We start from the raw sequence: 16,195 nt of genomic DNA on the forward strand, positions 1-16,195 counted from the left end.
AAAAAACCCCCGCCTAGTGGCGGGGGTTTTACCCAATAAGAACCCATATAGGAGAACCATACAGGAGACCTAATGTATATAGACTCAAACAACCCACAATTAAAAGAGAAAGACAACGACGATTTTTTTGATGAACTTACAAAAGAAGAAAGAATCGAATTAGAAAAGTTAGAAGACCCTGACGAAATTAAAGAAGATGAAAGCCCCTTTGCAACTGACGAGACGACAACTCGCTATCTGCTAAATGGCCTACTCACAAGAGAAGATAAACTAGCTCGCTGGTCAGCTTATCTTGGGCCAAAATCATTCAAAGGGGATTATGGTATTGTGCTTAAACATCTACTGGATGGTTTCAAAGAATCAGGCACTTTACCAGAAGCACACGAAATTACATCTAGGATAACTCTAGCTTTCCAAGATAAAAAAATACGTATTGTCGAGGTTGCTGGATTACATAATACGTGTCGCAACTACTACGATCCTGGAAGCTCTGAAGATTACTATGACAAGATAATGACAGAGCACATTGCAAAACAGCGATGGCAAAAAGTACATGTGCAATTGTTTGATCGAAGCAAGGCTGGGAATCCGTTGCTTCCCAACTTGGAACAATACGCTTTAGACGTGCAACAAATAGTAGCAGACTCAATATCAGACGATACGTTTGCAACTCTGAATGGCCGAGAATTTTTAGAGTACTGTGAGGATCAGTCTACCGAGTGGATCATTGATAATTGGTTGCCGCAGGGTGTACTAATTGTTTTTCATGGTAGAGAGAAGTTAGGTAAATCAACTGTGATTTTTTCTTTGATCCCTGCTTTGATGACTGGCGACAAATGGCTAGGCAAAGTAGAGGTTAAACAGTGCCCAGTACTGCTACTAGATTTCGAGAACCCTGCAAGTTACGCCAGAGAAAATTTGATGCAATATGTTGATCGTGAAAAGTTTGTTGAAAATGAAAACAACTTCATTACGCCAAAGCGATTACCACCATACCTAAGCGGAGCTTGGCTCAAACAGCTTTTGTTAAAGAGCGGATTAGCAGAGCACAAAAGAGGCGTTGTAATAATCGATACCGCCCGTGCTGCATTTCAAAATTTTTTCTCCGATGTTACTGATTGGGAAAATAAACAATCAGAAGTTAGGAAAGTGCTCGCACCAATACAACAGGTGGTTAGAGAACTTGGCTGGACTGCTATTGTTATCCACCACGAGAATAAATCAGGGTCCGCTAGTGGCTCGACAGACTGGCGGGGAGCCTCTGATTTAACTTGGGAATATAAACATGTATCAGAGACCGAAAGGCGCTTAAAACCAAAGGGAAGGCTTCTGGCGGAGCCAGAAGCCTTTATCTTCAAAAAGGTAGAATCGAAAATCGAGATCAAGACTGCAAGCGAAGTGAGAATAGAAAAGAATTGTGAAGATCGAAATGACCAACGAGAAAGAATATTAGCCGCAATCCCGTTGATTGAAGCTGATAAGGTTGATGCTAATAACACAACCACTAGGAGCAAGATTGCTGAAGCCACTGGCCTACATCACTCCAGAGTGGTTGGCCCCGTACTAGAGAAGCTGGTAGAGGCTGACATAGTCCAAACCCAGCATCATAAAGCTGTTAATAAAGCTGACTGGTACTGGCGAGAGCTTGCTATTAATCCCCTTGATCCCGTTTGACAGTGGGGATTCCGTCAGACACTTATGGTGTCTGACGGGAAGTTATTTCGTACAAACAACTTACGGGCCATTTGGGGCGTCAGACAACCACGCCCTGTGACTCTGTCACAGTGGTGTCTGACGAAACGGCTGACCGCCCCAGTATGGCCATTGGAGAAAAATGAAAACATGTAGATTCTATCCAGGAGACCACGAGTTATTAGAGTTGAGCATTGCAGCACATAAGAATGTTCATCCAGAGGCCAAAGTAGAAGACATTACAAAAGCTAAGGGTGGATACAATGTGGTCTACAGGCACGCAGACGATATTGTTTGCCAGCTACACAATCAACTTGGCACAGTGGCAGAGATGATTGCGGATTATTCCGAGCCAGCACAGCAGAAAATTACTAAAGCAGCCGACGTTGCACCAGCTACCGTGCTTGCAGCGATAAGAGAATTTTGGCTTGATCGGCAAATGGTTGTTAAAATATGCGAAGCAATTACTACATAAAGAGGATTGCCTTTATAATCGCTTGCCCCCTACGGGGGGCAAGCATCCTAAGAGAAGAAGCCTAGTAAATCTTTATTCTCAATTCCCGAGCCAACGTGTGTTACACGTTGGCTTTTCTTATGCAATCACAAAAAAAGGTTTTGAGAATTGTTAGCAGGCTACTAAATAAAAATAGACTCAACTTGCCGTGGTCCTTTAACAAGCACAGTTGTACTCAAATGAAGAGTACAAGCTTGGGCAGCTTGCGGGTTGATCGGGAACCCCTGCCCCCAGGGGTAGGGTTTTTTCTCACAAAAGAAAACATATGAAAAAGAAACCAGGAAAACACGTTAGCTCTTTTGCAGTAAGTGAAGAGCAGCACGACGAGATGAAACGAGACGCAAAAAGGCTTGGCCTAAACCTAAGCGAGTTTATTAGAGAATTGCATGACATCTACAAAGAATTTAAAAAGGAAATCCATAAGCGATGGAGCAAGAAGAATACGAGATAGAGATCGATCACGTTGAGGAACAAGAACCAACAATCACGCTAGTGATTGTTGGTTCTAATCAACACTTGATTGAATCGATCATGCAAAAGGCCAACGAGCAAAGTCTAAAACCCGAAATCCAAGTTGTTACACCAGATTTCAAATTTGACATCCAAACAGATTACGTTTGCTGGATCGATGAGAATTACAATTTTGGTGACCACAGAGTTTTAGAGCAAGCACTAGAGCAATTTCGCATGTGGGCCAGCCCTGTTGGATTTGAGGGTGTCTTGCTACGGCCAGACCAACATTACCGAGATTGTAAAAGAGTAAGAAAGCAAACACGCAGGGTCGATATGCTTACGTCCAAATTTTGGTTTGATTTGGCTAGAGAAGACACTGATCCAACGATTATATTTTCATTTTTTGATGCCTATGTAGTGCCATTGAATATTGAAAAACAATGGGGCAACTGGTCAGAAGATTCTGAACAAATAGAGAATGATAGGAGAGAGAATTTTGAAAAGTGAAGAGCACACAACGGAATATAGACTTAGACGATTTAACCAATGGATGCTTGGCATATCGATTGGGATTGCTTTGTTATCGGTTGTAATATTCGTTGCTGCGGTTTTGATTCTGGTTCTGGGGGGATGATGAAAAGTGAACGAATAACAATCACTGTTGATCCTCAAACCTACAAACGAATTGTGGAGACAGCCAAAGCAGCTAATATGTCACTCTCTCACTTTGTGAGAGAGTCAGTAAAAGCAGGGATGGAGCCATTGTTGAACAATACAATTGCTCAATTGGAGCAATATGCCACAAAGAGATAAAACCTGGAACAGACACCAAACAAAAAATGGTAGGCACCCTGATTCAGCCAAACTGTACGGATCAAGATGGCGTAAAGAACGAGCTTCTTTTCTAAGTGCAAATCCGTTGTGTGCTTTGTGCGGTGCAATAGCAAATGAAATACACCACAAGATCAGACACCACTGCAAGCCAGAATTGTTTTGGCTTGAACCGCATAAGAATTGGGAAGCGTTATGTAAGCGTTGTCATATTGAAGAGACGATTAAAGAAAGAAAGGGGTAATGATGATGGATGGAAAAGGGATAATTGTTGTTTTTGGATTTGTAGCATTACTGATCGTTGGTGCCTTGTGGGCGTTCCCGCAATATAGAGTTTATTCGCAACGACTAAAAGGCGAGGCTGCACTAAGAGAAAGTGAGTACAGCAAAAAAGTAGCTATCGAAGAAGCAAAAGCAAAACTAGATAGTGCAAGTCTGTTGGCACAAGCCGAAGTAGAACGTGCCAAGGGTGTAGCGCAAGCAAACGAGATCATAGGACAATCGTTACAAGATAACGAAGCATATCTACGTTATCTCTGGATACAGGGTTTACAGGACGGCACAAGCGAAACAATCTATGTTCCGACCGAAGCAAACCTACCGATCTTGGAGGCAACGAGGCGGTAGCCCCAAAATTTTAGAGCAGCAACAGGATTAAAGAGCGGCACCAGCGTGTAGATTTTTGAGGGTATTTTTTGGGGTAGTTTTAGGTAAATAAATTATGGAAACAAGAAAAGAGAATATTAGATTGTGTGTAGCCCCTGATGGCTGCGAGCTAGTTGATTGGTACGAACCACAAGAGCTAAACGGGCAAACTGTCTCTAAGCATGTGGGCTATCGATTTACAAAAGTAGACGCACAACATCTTCCGAAAGTGTTTGTTTTAGATCAGCAGGAATTGGAACGAATAGGAACAATGTTGAAATGGTTTGAGCAATCAAACGAACTAGGTTTACTAGAGCATCTTCGATTATCAAAAGAAGCTACAGACGAAGATTTGCTGTTGGAGGACAATGAAAACTAATTCCCCTAAATGGCTCGGCACCGAAGCCAAGAAACAATTTCAAAAGCTCATTAAGGATTTGCCAGAGCTTACAGCGGTGCAGCTTTCTTTTGTCGAGATCATGGCCGACAGCTACGAAACATATCGGGGAGCAGCACAAGAGCTTGCTGCCTATGCTGCCAGTAGCGGTAGTTTCAATGTACCTGGAAGCCAGGGCCAAGTAGTCCCCCACCCTGCCCTAAAGATTATTAGGCAAGGTGCAGACACATACAGCAGCTACGCCAAGTTGTTATTGCACTCTATTAGAGCAAGCGGGGAAGTTGCAGAAGAGTTAGAAAACGAAGTTGATGATTTGATGACCAAAGTAAGGGGGTTAACGGGGTGAATCAGATGATGATTGTTAGAGCTTTTTTCGAGGGCCAATGAAAATAACCAAAGATGATCTTTTCCAACTCCCCACGGATTCTAGAGCCAGGGACAACGGCTATTACGTCGACACTCGATTAGCTGATCTTGTCGAGCAATACATATCTAGATTCAAAATCTGTTCAGACGATTTTAGCGGGAAAGCTGGTAGATCGTTTGAGCTTCTGAGATGGCAAAGAGCAGCAATCAGAACGCTTTACAGTTGGTATCGTCCCGACGGCACATATCGTTTTAGACGTTGCCTCTGGTGGCTCCCACGTCGACAAGGCAAATCAATTCTGACTAGCTCCATACTTGGGTTTACCATGGAGCAAAACATAGGTGCGGAAGCTTATGTAATCGCTTCCACAAAAGAACAAGCGGGCATAATTTACAATTACTCTGAATCCTTTGTGCAATCTGCCAACAGACCGTTTAGGTGTGTACCATCGCACAAAAAACTAGTCTGCGAATCAACAGGATCAGAAGCAAAGGTTTTAAGCTCGGATCGAATGCAGGGCAAAAGCGGTACAAGTACCAGCTTATTACTGTATGACGAAGTACACGAGCATGTAAAACACGCTGCGAGAGAAACTTACTCAAGACTAATGCCGTCTTTAGGATCAAAAAGAAATTCTCTTTTCATCTCGATCAGCACAGCAGGACACGATAAAGACTCACTCTCTTTTGATTTGTGGAAAGAATCAAAAGACATACTAACAGGGAAAAACACTGATCTACATTGTTTTCCAATCATCTACGCTCTAACAGACAAAGATGATTGGACCGACGAAAACAACTGGTGGAAAGTCTTGCCTAGTGCTGGTGTCACAGTACCAAAAACGTTTTACCAAGAGGAATTTGATAAAGCGAAAAACAATCCATTTGAAGAGAACAGTTTTAAGCGTCAGTATCTCAATTTGTGGACTGGCAGCTTGGCACAATGGATACCGACCAATCTTGTTGATGCATGTAAATCTGATTTCCGTGAATCAGATTTCTATGGTTGCGAAGTTGTAGCAGGCTTTGACTATGCTGCTAGCTACGATCTTTGCTCCTACGTGTTGATTGCAAAAAAAGATGATAACTTTTTTGTAATTCCACGATTCTTTTTGCCAAGAGAAGTTGCGGAAAAGAAACAAGAGAAAACTGGAACAAGGTATTTAGATTGGGCCAAAGATCAAGCAAACAATTTTCATTTAACCGAGGGAGACACTGTAGACGCTGAATACCTTTTAGAACAAGTCAAAAAGGATTCAATGTTGTTTAAGATTCGATCCGCCTACTATGACAAGACAAGAATGGAGGTAATCAGGCAACAGATAGCCGCTTTAGGAATAGAAACCGTTGGCATAAGCCAGGGCACAACGACAACTAGCCCTCTCTTCAATTACCTCGAAAGATTGCTACACGATGGCAAATTGAAATTCCCCCGCAACAACATCATGTATAGTTGGTGCTTGGATAATTGTGAGGCAAAAAGGGACTCAAACGATAATCTGATCGTCAAAAAATCCAATGACGAAAGCAAGATCGATAGTGTTGACGCCACTGCATTTGCTCTTGCTCACTGGGTTACAGAGCAAAAAGGCATTGGACCCCCACCAGAAGGCCAGAAATTAGCAATGATTTGGTAATAGCAACCATAGATAAGACATGGTTGCAATCAAAAGAAACATACAATTAACAAACAACTCTTCTGACGAGTTAATCAATCTATTTGCTGGGCCAAGATCAGAAACGGGCGAGATAGTCAGCCCTACAACGGTTTCTGGTATCCCTGCTCTGCTTCAAGCGGTAAGGATCATTGCCGATTCTTGTGGTCGTTGCACGGTAAAACCCTACCGAGTCTTAGACGATGGCGGCAGGGTTGAAGATGAAAATAACCCAGTACACGACCTACTGAGCCACAAAGCAAACCCGTTTCGCAACAGTTTTTCAGTAATACACAACTTGGTGGCTCAAACCATCATTCACGGCAAAGGGTTTTTGTACATTGATCGAGATGACGTTGGTACACCCATTGGTTTATACAATCTGCCTAGTGCTGATACCTACACAATCACTGAATACGACAACGGTAGACTTACTGCAATTTGGTACGGTTTGAATTCGGAAGACGGCAAGCAATATGTTTTTCCAGCGGAAGATATCATCCATATAAACTCAGTTAATTTTACAACTGGCGTCGAGGGTTTAAGCTTAATCGACAATTGTAAAACTGTACTTGGTCTGAGCATCGCTCAAACCAAGTATGCTTCGATTCTGTTTAAGCACGGTTCCCACATACACAAAGTATTAAAAGTACCATTCTGGCTTTCTCCCGAACAAGCTGAAGAGACAAAAGCAACTCTGGCAGCTTGGCATACTGGTGTTACTAATGCTCACAAGCTGGCAGTTATCCAGGGTGGAATGGACCTTGTTAGTATGCCAGAGAGTGCAACCGATGGTATGCAGTTATTGGAATCAAGAAACTTTTCTTTGATCGATCTAGCAAACGTTGTTGGGTTACCTGTTTGCTTTTTGCAGGGCCAGGGAATGACCTCTTATAGCTCTTTGGAGCAAATGAATTTGGCTCTTCTTAATTTGTGCTTAGATGCTTGGTTGACTCAATTAGAAATTGAATTTTGCAATAAGCTCATAAAGCCTCGAATGAAAAAACGATGCTTTATCGAATTTGATAGAGACTCATTGTTTGCTTCTGATCCATCCTACAAGCAAATGTTAATTACACAGTTTCAAGCTGGTGCAATAAGTTGGGAAGAATTACGCCAGAAAATAAACCGTACAACTGATCCAGGATCAATGCATTTTGTCAGCCCTGCAAACTTAACAGAGTTATTCAAAGAGCCAGAACCAACACAACCTGTTGACGATCAACCAACAGAAGAGGTTGTAGACGATCAAGAGGAAACAGTAGAAGAGCCAGTAGAAGAAACTGAAGATCAAACCGTTGAACGTGCAAAAGCTTTGACAATAGCAACACTAGATAGATTAAAAGCAAGAATAATAAAAAGTATGGCTAAGGATGGCATTCTGCAAAAGCATTTCGGTGTTTGCAGGGATGCTTTGCCAGGGATGGCAACACCGCTTTTAGATTTACTTGAGTCAATAGCGGATGAAATCAACAGCGTGTTGCCCGAGTACAGACAACAAATAATAGAGGAAAAATGGATATCACAAGAGATTGCAAATCAAATTTGGAAATAACAACTTCTAAGCCTATCGAGCTTGTTCGAAGTGGCAACCAAGAATTTTTTAGAGGCTATGCGGTGGTTTTTTTCAATGGACAGGAAGAAACAGAATATCGAATTATGCCAAATGTAAGAGAGCGTATCAGCCGCACTGCTTTTGACAATGTATTAAAAAACACTCCAAACATTATGGCTTGGTACAACCACAACGAAGATTTTATGTTAGGCCAAACCGAGGATGGATCATTGAGCCTGATTAAAGATGATCGTGGTATCAGCTTTGAAATCCCCTTTGATGCTGACGATCCAGACCACCAGAAAGTGAAAGCCAAAATACTTAAGGGTTTTGCAAAAGGGGCGTCTTTCCAAGCTAATGGCAATACATCTATGAAAAGAAGCGGGAATGAATTCATAAGAACGATCGAAGAGATTACCGAGCTATTAGAGATTAGTATTGTGAATCGACCGGCTTATCGAGGGACCGAAGCGGTTGTTAGGGACATAAGACGACTAGAAACAGAAGAAAGAATAAGACGCAGCACATTGTTGTAAACCCTTGTGGTCCAAAATCCCCCGCCATTGGCGGGGGATTTTTTTTTGCTACGTGCCTATATAAATCCAGACATAGAGCAGCCGAGTATTGCTCGTTTTTGGATTTAACAATGGAGTCTGAATTAACCCTCAAAAGAGAGGACAGAGAAAATACAGTCAACGAAATGAAAGCGTTGGCTGCAAAAGCAAAAGAAGAGAAACGCAGTTTTACTGATGATGAAATTGCAAGATATGACGAGCTACATAAAGTTCAAAAAGAATTAGCAAATGAAATTGCAACTCTTGAAAGAAGCGAACGTTTAAAGGATTTGCTGCCACCTAATCCCCACGCTGATCGTACAGCACCAGCGGTTAGGATTAGTCGAGCAATCACAAGAGACGATCACAACAACTCTCTAAAGGCTTGGCTTGTCAATGGCAAGTGCGAACCCAAAGACGACTGGAAACGCTCGTGCGACAAATTAAACGTTAACTGGCAAGCTGACAGTTTTGATATTGTTAGAGATCAAACATCTGATGTTGCTGGAGAAGGAAAGAACGCAACCAACGACAGCATGTTTCAAGCGCTAGAAGTTGCTAAAAAAGCTTTTGGTGGTGTGGAATCTGTCTCAACTGTTATTCGCACCAGCACAGGCGAGGGCATTCATTTCGCCACTGTTGACGATACAGCAAGTGCCCCTGTTTACTCCGCACAAGCTGAAACCGTTTCAAATGTTGGAATGAGTTTTGGAAAAGTAGTTCTATCAAGTTACGAGATCAAAACTGCTGTTTATCCTGTTTCGCTAAGCCTCATCGAAGACGCATCTTTTGATGTGCTCAGTTTTATTGGTGGTGCTTTAGGTCAACGTTTAGGGCGAGCCTTAAACCAAGACTTTACTACAGGGGTTGGAACAACCGAGCCAACTGGCTTTACAGCTTCCACTACTCAGGGCACAACTGGCTACAGCAACCTATTGAGTGACGAGAATTTGTATGATTTATACTTTTCGGTTGATGCCGCATATAGGAACAGCCCTAACTGCGTGTGGATGATGAACGACTCGACTTTGAATCATCTATGCCAACGGCTGCAAGACACTACTGGCCAGCCAATTTGGGGTCCAGGAATGGACGCTTCCCCGAGTTTAAGCTTGCTTGGTAAACCAATCGTTATCAACAACGACATGGACACCATGGCCCCTGGCGAGGAAAAAACACCAATTGCTTTTGGTGATTTTGCTGCTTACAAGATTCGTTACGCTGGTAACACTCGTATATTGAGAGCCAACGAGAGATGGATCGACCAACTTAGCGTTGGTATACTGGCTTACGCCAGAGTTGACGGTAAATTAGTTGATGCTGGTCAAGCACCAATTAAGCACCTAACCACCGGTACATTATCTGGCGACAGCTAATGTTTTCAAACTCCCCCTGCACAGCAGGGGGAGTTTTTTTATGCGCAAGCATAAATATCGTATGGTCCCTTTTAATCTAACTTTTGTAAACGAGCCTTTTGGCTCCAATACGTTTGATCCCTTGATTTTTGACAAGATTCATTTTGGGGACAACGAGTATCGCTGCCTGATCCTTCACAACAACGATCAGACTTTCAAGCTCTACCGCACAGCAGATTTTTCTACCTTCACATTGCTTGACGCAGATTGGCATTCAGAAATTGAAGTCTCTGGTGAAACGACATTTCAGGATCACTTTGTGCGGTCAGATGGCACTTTTGTTTTATATCAAAACGATGGCGACGACACGACAACTGCGGTTTGGACTGGTCCCGACCTGGAAAACATAACTAGGCTCGGCCAAGTCTTAAATAACGAAGGTGACTGCGGTGTTTATTATGACGCCGAAACCGAAACAGTTCACATTTACACCGAGGACGCAGACAATCCATTTGGTTCTGTATCTGCGTCCGTATTATCACATTGGACAACACCAGCCTTTGACCTATTAAACGCCACACAACAAGCTAACGCTGTTGATTTAGGTGATCGGGGCACTGGTGACCCCGATGTTATAAAACTAGGAGATAAATACTTTCTCTTTTGTGACAACACAGACGCCCACCCAAATTACAACGTCGCCTGTTATCAATCCGACGATTTAACAAATTGGACAAAAAATCGACTACGTATTTTGCCAATTAAGGGAGGTGACCTTGACCTAGTGAAAACATCCGATACGCAATGGATTGGAATGACAGAATACAGCGATTCGGACGAAAGTGGCGTTGGTCTATTCACTATAGACGTTTTAACACCGGACACTACAGCTTTGTATGTCGAGATTACTGCGCCCGAGCCAAGCGAAACGCACGAAGAATTTACTTTTGAGTTTGATTTAGAGAACATGCCCCAAACATGGTGGGATCAAGTTGATACTACCGATGGTTCAAAAGGCAGAGTAGCTGATGATGATGGCAATTACTTTGCTGCGGATTGGCCTAACTTCGATCCCTCTAATCAAACTGGTAGATTGTATTTCTTTTTGGGCGAATGGAGTGAAGCCAAAACATTTAAGATTTATCCGCCACAAGCAGCCCTAGACTCCATTGACCCTGATTCGCTAATCGGAAGCAAGTGGGCATATTCTTCTTACATACAAGGCGTTTGGCCATTAGCCACAGATGCAAATGACAGATCGTACAAAGAAAAAAATGGCACTGGGGCTAATAGTATTACACTAGGCGGTGTTACTGGACAAATAGACGAGGCAACTGATTTTGACGATTCGTCAGATCAATATATTGATCTAGGCTCAAACCCAAGCATAGCCGCAGGCTCAAACCCACGCACATTAATTGCGTGGGTTTATCCTGATACAGCCACAGGCTTTTTTTACTTTTTTTGTGCTGGCAATGACGGAGTAGCAGGACGATCTTGGCGATTAGCAACCACCGACCTCACAGCAAGAATAGAGCTGCAAGGCAGTGGCTACACTAGTTCGTTATCTTTAAATCTGAATTCTTGGAACTTTGTTGCTGTTACGTTTGACGGCACTACGTTGGCAGATAATCGGCTATACGTAAATGGCACAGCAGAGCAGGCAAGCGGCGGCAACTCTGTCAATACCGCAAATGATTATTTGAGAATTGGAGCAAGAGAAACAGCGAGCATCGCTGCTTGGGCGGGGAGAATACAAAACGTTCAATATTATTCTGCCACCAAATCAGACGCTTGGCTTGATGACGTTTATGCGATGGGGCTCGATAATCAATCGTTTTGGTCTACTCCCGCAATTGGTTTTACTGGCTCAGGCACAGTTGACTTGAGCGGCGCAGCGAGTTTTGTTGGCGGCTTTGTATATACAAGTAGCGGCGGCATTGGATTAAGCGGCACAGCAACTAATGCGTTTACAATCTTTTTTCCGTTCGCCTCAACTCGCACCTTGATAAAAATAACATGATCGATTTAGACGACTTAAAAGAGCATTTGAATATTGATTTAGATACCGATGATGATCGATTAACTGCGTTAATCGATCAGGCTACTGACTGGATCGAAACGCAAACAAATCAAAAATACACAGCTTCAACGTATTTGTATTGGTTGCCTTGCTTTCCCAGCGGATTCATCACGTTGCCAAAGTCACCACTGCAAAGTGTAACAATTGACTACTACGATAGCGACAATGTATTACAAGAGTTGACTGACTTTTTTGTTAGGTATCAATCTCATGTGCCCCTGGCTGGCCCCAATATCCAATGGCCCCAAACGTACACCAATCGAGTTGACGCAGTTAAGATCACTATGGTTTGCGGTGTAGATTCAGACGATATACCGCCAGCAATCAAACAAGCTTGTTTACAATTGTGTACGATTTGGAATGAGCAACGAGAAGGAAACGTTTCCGAAATAAAACAGATTGATCGAATCATTGCTGCATATAGAAGAGGCTTAATCGTATGAAAGTTGGCAAGCTAAGACACAAGATTGATATTGCGTATCGCACTGCTTCTACTGGCAGCAGGGGTGGGCCGACAAGCACTGATTGGGAAGACCTCTATACCAACGTACCAGCGCACATTGAGCAGCTCTCAGGCACAGAGCTAGAGCAAGCTCGGCAACTCGTGCCAGAATCAACACACAAATTTGTAATTCGATATCACGGTGGCGTGTCGTTGGGAGATCGAATTTTATTCAGTGGAGCTTTTTACTACATCGATTCAATCAACAATGTTGAAGAGCGTAACTTTTGGCAAGAGATTGTAGCAACAAAATCAAACGAAATAGTGCCAATTGAAACAGTTCCAATTTAAAGAGGGCCAATGAGATTTGATTTACAAGGCGACAAAAAGCTAATCAAAAAACTAGAGAAGTTGGCAGCAGCCGAGCAAAAGAAAGCAATCAGAAAAGCATCTAGGGCCGGTAACAAAATCCTCTTGCAAGCTTCAAAAAAAGAAGCCAAGAAGAGCAAAGACACCGGTGCGTTTTTGAAATCACTAAAAGTAAGATCAATTCCACGCAGCAGGGTTTGGGTAGGCACAAAAGTCGTTTCAGTTGGATTGCGGTATTCTTCAATGCTCGAATTGGGAACAAAGAACACTGGAGCAAAAGAGCATTTGACAGACGCAGCTAAGGCTAATGACGATAAAGCACTAAAGAAAGCAACCGAGATCATTAAAGAGGAAATAGAAAAATCAATGAAGAGACCCTAACTAGGGTATGATCGACATTGCATTACGTACCCTATTATGTTCCGGCACAACATTACAAAGCGAAGGCTTAATCGATTGTTCTGCTATTGGTTCGATACAACAATCCACTTCTGACGAGACGGCTCCGCCAGATCGCATAATGTATTACCGCACTGGTGCAGAGCCTAGTTTATGTTTAAACGGTGAGGCCGATATACAGACAACATCGTTTGATATCGAATGTATATCGAACTCAATCGATTTAGCGATGCTGATGGCTGCTGCGGTAAAGGGTCTAAACGGCTACTCTGGCACTGTTGGTGGAGTCAGAATTTTTAATATCGATATCACAGATCATTCTGACGATTACGAGCCAAAGAGCAGCAGATCAGAGGGGATTTATATAGCTTCCCTTTTTGTGGAAATGATCCACTGACGCATACATAAAAGTAAACACTATTAGAGGTTTACTTTTATGGACCGTAGAATTGGAAACAATCAAATACTTTCCGTCGATGCCGCTGGCGGTAGCTCTTTTACCGCAGTTGGATGTATCAGAAATGCTTTCAGCGTTGATGCCACAAGAGCAGACGTTGATGTAACTTGCTTGGGCGATGAATACGATCAATTTGTTGCAGGCTCAAAAGCTGGTGGCAATCTGAATTTAGAAATTTTATATGATCCGAATGACGGCACAAGCCAAACCGTAGCTGATCTATACGAATCTGGAGCGGTTGCAACTTGGCAAATCACTTACAGCACAGAGACAGGCGGAAGCGATACACAAGTTTTTGCAGGGTACGTCAACAACTTGGCCCTAAACGTGCCTCGAAATGATGGCGTTGCTATGCAGGTTGGTGTCAAAGTTACTGGTGCTCCTGGATTTGAGGAGAGCAGTAGCTAATGCCATTTGATCTTAAACACACATACAAACCAAAACCTGTTGAAAAACGAGTTGATACCCTAGATGATTCCGTTTTTGTGAAGCCATTAAAAGTATCAACGATCAAAAGACTTTCAGAGGAAAGTAACGGTTTGGTTGTAGCTTTTGAATTTCTAACAGAATGCATTGTTGACGAATCTGGCCACCAGCTTTTCAACACGGTTGAAGAATGTGAAAAACATTTTGGTGACTATCCGATGGAAGTTGTAAACGAGTTGGTAGAAGCCGTGAACGAAGTGAGCGGATTAGACTCTAAAAAAAACTAAGTGATATTGATTTGGTTTTGTTTCGATTCTGCGAGATCACAAAAACAATACATCCTGATTTCATACCAGAGCAAGTTACATGGCGGCATATATCAGACTGGATGTTGTATATGGCGGCAAAACATAAGCTGCTTACTGGCGAGCCAGAAGAGAAGCCATTAACAGGCAATCAGCTTTATCAATTCATAGAACAAGCAAAGAAGAAAAACCCCCGCTAACAGCGGGGGTTTTTTTGTGGCTAGTGCTAAATACTGTATGGCCGCAGTAATCTCCAACTTAAACATTTTGCTAAAAGCAAACATCTCTGGTCTGTCTAAAGGACTGGACAAAGGAAAAGAGAAGATCAAATCTTTTGGTGCTTCGGTAAAGAACTTGGGCGGACGACTAGGATCAGGATTCTTAAAAGCAACCAAACTTGCAGGTCAAGGTTTGTTGGCCCTAGGCGCAGCCGCAACGGCTGCGGTTACTGCCCTAGCTGCCTTGAGCTTTTCACAATTTGAGACGATCACGCAACTACAGCGTATGTCACAAATAACAGGGGCCTCGATTGAAACTCTGTCTGCTTTGGGATATGCGGCCAGACAAACAGGTGTTGATTCTGAACAGTTGACAGATGCATTTAAAGAGATGGGGATCAGATTGGGCGAGTTGTCTGCCTTAGGGTCTGGCCCTGCTGTTGATGCTTTGGCCAGATTGGGAATTCAATTTGAGGATATCAAGAATCTTTCACCAGACCAACAGTTTGCAACACTGGCTGACGCTCTAAGCAAAGTGCAGAGTACAGCCGAAAAAGTCTTTTTGGCTGAAGAGCTTTTTGGTGGTCCAGGATCAGAGATTCTACCTTTGCTAGATCAGGGTTCCGAGGGCCTTGCCAAATTTACCGCAGAGGCAGAGCGATTAGGTTTGGTTGTAAGTAAAGAATCTGCTGCTGGTGTTGTGGAAGCAACACAAGCAATTAGCAAAATGAAAGACTCGCTTAAAGGTGTAGGTACATCTTTAGTAGGCGTCTTTGCTCCACTGATTAGAGCAGCCGCTAACTTTGTAACAGAGATTAATGTAAGGGTAACAGCGTTTTTCAATTCCTTTAAGGAACAAATGTTGGTCATTGAATTTGCCGTAGACAACATGGGTAAGGCTTGGAGTTTTGTAATTAAAAACGTGTCTTATGAATTGGTTGCTTGGGCTGACCACATAAAAGGAATTTTTTCCAACCTAGGCAAAAACCTAAGTGAGTTTGGATCGCAACTCAAAAGCCTATTGAGCGGTGACGGTTTCCAATTCAGTTGGGATACAGCACTTGGCTTTGAAGAGTCTGAATTAGCAAAAACTCTAAAAGACGAAAGAGACAAATTTGCTATGTCGCTTGCTCAAGACTTTGAAAAGTTTAAGGCTGATAGACTCAAAAAACTTTTTGGTGCTGATGCAGTTAAACTTGGTGACATTGTTGATGTTGATGATGCTGCCATTGCTGACAAAATCAAAGCTGCTTTGAGATCAGGTGCAGAAGTGGCACCACAGTTTATTGCAACCGGCTCTGACGCATATGCGAGGATGATCGTCGAGGCTGCACAGCAGCGAGGCGAGCAAGCCAGAAGAGACAAAGAGTTAAAAGCACTAGAGGCAACACGAGAACATTTAAGAAAAATGCAACTGCTACAAGAGCGGTTAGCACGCAAACGACAGATTGTTGCCGAGGCAGCAAATCTATAGGGGGA

At 42.9% G+C, this 16,195-nt stretch carries 19 protein-coding genes; all 19 read left to right on the forward strand.

Annotated elements, in window-relative coordinates:
* Window positions 1-72: 72 nt before the first annotated feature.
* The 19 genes from ACQK2L_RS24350 (at window position 73) to ACQK2L_RS24440 (ending at window position 16,190) form a co-directional block, all read left to right on the forward strand.
* Window positions 73-1,674 (forward strand): AAA family ATPase, encoded by a 1,602-nt coding sequence (locus tag ACQK2L_RS24350; protein WP_425399645.1) that lies wholly within the window; start codon window positions 73-75, stop codon window positions 1,672-1,674.
* Between the two features lie 205 nt (window positions 1,675-1,879).
* The gene (locus tag ACQK2L_RS24355; protein ID WP_425399646.1) at window positions 1,880-2,167 is read left to right on the forward strand and encodes a hypothetical protein; all 288 of its coding nucleotides are present in this window, start codon (window positions 1,880-1,882) and stop codon (window positions 2,165-2,167) included.
* A 465-nt stretch (window positions 2,168-2,632) separates the two neighbouring features.
* Window positions 2,633-3,166 (forward strand): hypothetical protein, encoded by a 534-nt coding sequence (locus tag ACQK2L_RS24360; RefSeq protein ID WP_425399647.1) that lies wholly within the window; start codon window positions 2,633-2,635, stop codon window positions 3,164-3,166.
* Between the two features lie 39 nt (window positions 3,167-3,205).
* Entirely contained in the window at window positions 3,206-3,472 is a 267-nt protein-coding gene (locus ACQK2L_RS24365; RefSeq protein WP_425399648.1) for a ribbon-helix-helix protein, CopG family, read from the forward strand.
* Between the two features lie 261 nt (window positions 3,473-3,733).
* Window positions 3,734-4,117, forward strand: a complete 384-nt coding sequence (locus ACQK2L_RS24370) for a hypothetical protein (protein WP_425399649.1) — start codon at window positions 3,734-3,736, stop codon at window positions 4,115-4,117.
* A 94-nt stretch (window positions 4,118-4,211) separates the two neighbouring features.
* Complete coding sequence (locus tag ACQK2L_RS24375) at window positions 4,212-4,514, forward strand: hypothetical protein (protein WP_425399650.1); 303 nt, start codon at window positions 4,212-4,214, stop codon at window positions 4,512-4,514.
* Window positions 4,504-4,878 (forward strand): P27 family phage terminase small subunit, encoded by a 375-nt coding sequence (locus ACQK2L_RS24380; RefSeq protein WP_425399651.1) that lies wholly within the window; start codon window positions 4,504-4,506, stop codon window positions 4,876-4,878. Before ACQK2L_RS24375 ends, ACQK2L_RS24380 begins: the two co-directional genes overlap by 11 nt.
* A 37-nt stretch (window positions 4,879-4,915) precedes the next feature.
* The gene (locus ACQK2L_RS24385; protein ID WP_425399652.1) at window positions 4,916-6,535 is read left to right on the forward strand and encodes a terminase TerL endonuclease subunit; all 1,620 of its coding nucleotides are present in this window, start codon (window positions 4,916-4,918) and stop codon (window positions 6,533-6,535) included.
* 19 nt (window positions 6,536-6,554) lie between these two features.
* The gene (locus ACQK2L_RS24390) at window positions 6,555-8,108 is read left to right on the forward strand and encodes a phage portal protein (RefSeq protein WP_425399653.1); all 1,554 of its coding nucleotides are present in this window, start codon (window positions 6,555-6,557) and stop codon (window positions 8,106-8,108) included.
* Window positions 8,069-8,644: an HK97 family phage prohead protease gene (locus tag ACQK2L_RS24395; RefSeq protein WP_425399654.1), complete on the forward strand. Its 576-nt coding sequence runs from the start codon at window positions 8,069-8,071 to the stop codon at window positions 8,642-8,644. Before ACQK2L_RS24390 ends, ACQK2L_RS24395 begins: the two co-directional genes overlap by 40 nt.
* A 110-nt stretch (window positions 8,645-8,754) precedes the next feature.
* On the forward strand, window positions 8,755-10,038 hold the full coding sequence (locus tag ACQK2L_RS24400) for a phage major capsid protein (protein WP_425399655.1): 1,284 nt from the start codon (window positions 8,755-8,757) through the stop codon (window positions 10,036-10,038).
* 40 nt (window positions 10,039-10,078) lie between these two features.
* Window positions 10,079-12,040: a LamG-like jellyroll fold domain-containing protein gene (locus ACQK2L_RS24405; protein ID WP_425399656.1), complete on the forward strand. Its 1,962-nt coding sequence runs from the start codon at window positions 10,079-10,081 to the stop codon at window positions 12,038-12,040.
* A complete protein-coding gene (locus tag ACQK2L_RS24410; RefSeq protein WP_425399657.1) occupies window positions 12,037-12,543 on the forward strand; it encodes a head-tail connector protein in 507 nt (168 codons plus the stop codon). Before ACQK2L_RS24405 ends, ACQK2L_RS24410 begins: the two co-directional genes overlap by 4 nt.
* Window positions 12,540-12,893 carry a phage head closure protein gene (locus ACQK2L_RS24415; protein WP_425399658.1) on the forward strand — a complete coding sequence of 118 codons (354 nt, stop codon included), beginning with the start codon at window positions 12,540-12,542 and terminating at the stop codon, window positions 12,891-12,893. Before ACQK2L_RS24410 ends, ACQK2L_RS24415 begins: the two co-directional genes overlap by 4 nt.
* A gap of 9 nt (window positions 12,894-12,902) precedes the next feature.
* Window positions 12,903-13,292: an HK97-gp10 family putative phage morphogenesis protein gene (locus tag ACQK2L_RS24420; RefSeq protein ID WP_425399659.1), complete on the forward strand. Its 390-nt coding sequence runs from the start codon at window positions 12,903-12,905 to the stop codon at window positions 13,290-13,292.
* A 7-nt stretch (window positions 13,293-13,299) separates the two neighbouring features.
* Window positions 13,300-13,707: a hypothetical protein gene (locus tag ACQK2L_RS24425; RefSeq protein WP_425399660.1), complete on the forward strand. Its 408-nt coding sequence runs from the start codon at window positions 13,300-13,302 to the stop codon at window positions 13,705-13,707.
* Between the two features lie 39 nt (window positions 13,708-13,746).
* Entirely contained in the window at window positions 13,747-14,175 is a 429-nt protein-coding gene (locus ACQK2L_RS24430) for a phage tail tube protein (RefSeq protein ID WP_425399661.1), read from the forward strand.
* Entirely contained in the window at window positions 14,175-14,480 is a 306-nt protein-coding gene (locus ACQK2L_RS24435) for a hypothetical protein (RefSeq protein ID WP_425399662.1), read from the forward strand. The genes ACQK2L_RS24430 and ACQK2L_RS24435 overlap by 1 nt, the downstream gene beginning before the upstream one ends.
* A 255-nt stretch (window positions 14,481-14,735) precedes the next feature.
* Window positions 14,736-16,190, forward strand: a complete 1,455-nt coding sequence (locus tag ACQK2L_RS24440; protein WP_425399663.1) for a hypothetical protein — start codon at window positions 14,736-14,738, stop codon at window positions 16,188-16,190.
* Window positions 16,191-16,195: the final 5 nt, after the last annotated feature.

Source organism: Aeoliella sp. (genome assembly GCF_965227375.1).
In the GTDB taxonomy this organism is placed as follows: Bacteria; Planctomycetota; Planctomycetia; order Pirellulales; family Lacipirellulaceae; genus Aeoliella.